The sequence below is a fragment of the Photobacterium lucens genome (genome assembly GCF_009873615.1).
GTDB lineage: Bacteria > Pseudomonadota > Gammaproteobacteria > Enterobacterales > Vibrionaceae > Photobacterium > Photobacterium lucens.
In genome coordinates, this window is record NZ_SSMG01000213.1 from 1 (window position 1) to 3,673 (window position 3,673).

1 protein-coding gene is annotated in these 3,673 nt (G+C 40.7%); it reads left to right on the plus strand.

Annotated elements, in window-relative coordinates; genetic code table 11:
- Positions 1 to 298 precede the first annotated feature (298 nt).
- A complete protein-coding gene (gene mscM / locus E5A76_RS09750) occupies positions 299 to 3,586 on the plus strand; it encodes a miniconductance mechanosensitive channel MscM (protein WP_161118810.1) in 3,288 nt (1,095 codons plus the stop codon).
- Positions 3,587 to 3,673 lie beyond the last annotated feature (87 nt).

Below are 3,673 nucleotides of genomic sequence, written 5' to 3' on the forward strand. Positions count from 1 at the left end.
GGGATTCGAACCCTCGATACGTTGCCGTATACACACTTTCCAGGCGTGCTCCTTCAGCCACTCGGACACCTCACCACGTTGTTGCTGAACCGCTGTGCGTTTCAACGGCGGCTAATGTAATCACTTATGCGATATCGGTCAAGGTATTTTCTAATTCTAGTGACCATTAGCCGACTTATAGATCAATTAGGTCTATTCTCATACCAATCTATTGTTTTTCATCAATTTCAATTGCTGTAACATAACACTTACATACCCTGCGTTTACGCATCCGTTGTAATTCAATCACAGGTTTTTTATGCGACTGTTCCCTCTCTTGTGCCTTGTTCTTCTCTTTCTATGTGCCCCTCTTTCAGCAGAAGAAGCCACACCATCTGAGCAAATTATTGCACATAAGATCAGCCAACTACAGCAACAACAAAAGACACCTGAAATCGTCAAACAACTTGAAGCTTATCAAACGGCACAAAACCAGTTAGAGAAAACCAAAAACTTTAACCAAACAACACGTCGTTATGAAAAGTTGATGGCTGCCTTTCCTGAGCAGCAAGCAGCTATAAAACAAAAGATTGATAGCTTTAGTGCGATTGAATTTCCTGAATTTACGGATTGGGATCACGACCAGCTAACGTTAGAGATCGCCGAGCAAGATACTAAATTGGCTCAGTTAGAAATCGCTCGCCAATCGTACCGTAATATTTTAATTGAAATTGAACATGGTATTGATGACTTTTCTTATCAATCTAATCAGCTGAGAAATCAAAAACAGACCATAGGTAAAGAGTTAACCCAAGCTAAACGTATTAACGACACAGAAGCGATCATGCTACTGCAAGTTGCTGAACAATATACGATTAGCAAACTGTTCATGTTAGAAGCGGAGCAGTTAAGCGCAGGTAATCGCCGTGCGCTGGCAAAGCTACAACTACAGTACGAAAACCTGTTAATTGAAGCACATCAGGCATATCGCAATAACTTACAGAACACCCTTAATCGTGTTTTGCGCTCTAGTATTTCTGAAAATGATGAGCAAAACCAAGATTTGCAAGCTGATATTCAAAACCAGCCTGAAGTCATTCAGCAACAGTTAACTCTGAACAAACGCCTATCTTCAGAGCTCACTACGCTAACGGCAAATATTGAGCAAACCCAACAGGCGATTGGTACCACGAATGAACAAATCTCTGAAACCACACAAACAGCAGATGCATTAAAAGTGATGGCGGATTGGCTTAAAGTCAGCCCTATCATTAGTGAAAATTTACGGAATCGTTTAAAAGATTTACCACCAAACCCTCCGATTGATATGCTCAATCGTGATGTTGCACGTAACCAAATTCGTCTTTATGACTATCAGCAACAATCCGATCTACTGAAAAACAATGAAAACAAAATCAGTACCGAGAATTTAACGAATAAACAAGTCGAGCAGTTACATGCGCTGATCCAAGACAACCTCACCCTTTATAGCGATATTAATAAAGCATCAGAAACGCTGATCTATCAGCAAGCAAAGCTAAAAGTGATTTACGATCGCTTAAATAGCATGCTGACAAAAATTAGGAATGAATCGACGACGCTACTGTTTTGGGCTCCGAATACTAATCCGTTGAGCCTTGATGTAATCACTCAAATGGGTGAGAAAATAAAGTGGTTCTTCTCTCCTGTGCAGTGGATCAGCCTTCTTAAAGTCCCTACTTTTGTTAGTCCTTATGCCCTCTTTGGTAGTGCATTTGCCATTTGTGTTTTGCTTGGTTTCTTACACCTTGTCAAAAAACGTTGGCTTGCGTATTTAGAAAGAACCAGTAAGCGTATTAACCGTGTAACTGAAGATAAGTTTCGTTATAGCTATGCCAATGTTGCGATTGCATTTATCTTGGCATGGCCTATCCCATTGACCATTTATATCATCGGTCACACGCTAGAATTAGCATGGCAACTCCCCTTTGCTGCACATTTAGGTATGGCATTGTCATTACCTTTTGCGCTTGTAGTGTATTACTTTATTCGCGAGCTTTGCCGTGAAAACGGTCTATTTATAAGTCACTTTGGTTGGTCAGAAAGCATCATTAACAGTGCGTTGCATGACTATCGTCGCTTAATGATTGTGTTTGTTCCTGCCCTAATTTTGCAACAGTTCACGATGCTAAATAACGAACTCGACACTTCAGCAACCCTTGGTCGTTTAGCCTTTATTATTTCTAATATTGCAATCAGTGTCTTCCATTGGCGTTTATGGAAATTAAATATGCCAATGACTTATGGTGAATTGCCAGAAGGTAAAGCGCATATTGGTCACCATATATTTTGGTGGACACTTATCATCACCCCACAAGTGCTCAACTACGCAGCACTTAATGGTTACTTGGCAACATCCCAAACCATAATGTTGCGCATTCAACAAGGGGCGGTTATTGGTGTCGCTACCCTTTTGCTTTATTACCTGATCAAACGTTTGATGCTAATTCAAAAGCGTCGCCTTGCTTTTGAGCGTGCCAAAGCAAAACGCCAAGAGATCATCGCCCAACGCCAGGCAGAAATGCTGGAAAATAAAGATGACAGCGTAGTACACCATGAGATGTCGATTGAAATTGAAGAGCCCAAAGTCGATTTAGATAAAATCAGCGCGCAATCACTGCGTTTACTTCGCTCTTTGCTATCGATGATTTACCTTCTCATCTTGAGCTGGCTCTTTGCAGACCTTTATCAGGCAACGTCACTACTTGAAGGCGTCACGTTATGGGATGTTACTAACACGATCAATGGTACTGAAGAGCTAAATACCATCACACTACAAAGTGTATTGCTGGCGATTTTAGCCTTTGGTTTAACCGCTATTTTGGCACGAGATTTACCCGGTGCGATGGAGTTATTAATTCTTCAGCATTTAGATTTAAATCCAGGTACAGGTTATGCCATTACCTCGGTTACCCGCTACTTGGCTATTTTTATCGGAATTATTGTTGGCTCTGCTTTAATTGGTTTTGACTGGAGCAAAATGCAGTGGCTTGTCGCGGCACTGGGTGTCGGTATCGGTTTTGGTATGCAGGAGATCTTCGCTAACTTTATTTCTGGCTTAATTATCTTATTTGAAAAACCGATCCGTATTGGCGATACGGTAACAATTCGCGACCTCACAGGTGTAGTTGCGAAAATAAAAACACGTGCAACCACCATTGTTGATTGGGACAGAAAAGAAGTGATTGTGCCTAATAAAGCATTCGTTACAGAGCAATTTATTAACTGGTCTCTATCCGATGCCATCACACGTGTGAAGTTATCAATTAATGTGAAATTTAAAGCAGATCCTGAACTGGTAACACAATTATTATTTGAAGCAGCAGAGGAATGTGAACTGGTACTCGATAACCCAGCACCAGAAGTGTTCTTCTTAGGGTTAACCGCCAATTGCCAACAATTTGAATTACGCGCTTATGCGGCAGAAACCGGACATCGTTTAAGTTTAACTCATGATCTTCATTGCCGGATTAAGAACAAGTTCATGAAACACCATATTGATATCGCATCACCTCAGCTTGAAGTGACAATGAAAGGCCAGCAATATCATCCCGCTTCAGGCAAATAGAACCTCACCTTCTTACGTACTGCTATTTATAAAATAGCAGTACGTATCTATTTCAAAATCATACATTTCAGATACTTATTAATATAA

Coding starts and splice junctions, on each gene's coding strand:
- mscM (WP_161118810.1), top strand. CDS start 299: ATGCGACTGTTCCCTCTCTTGTGCCTTGTTCTTCTCTTTCTATGTGCC.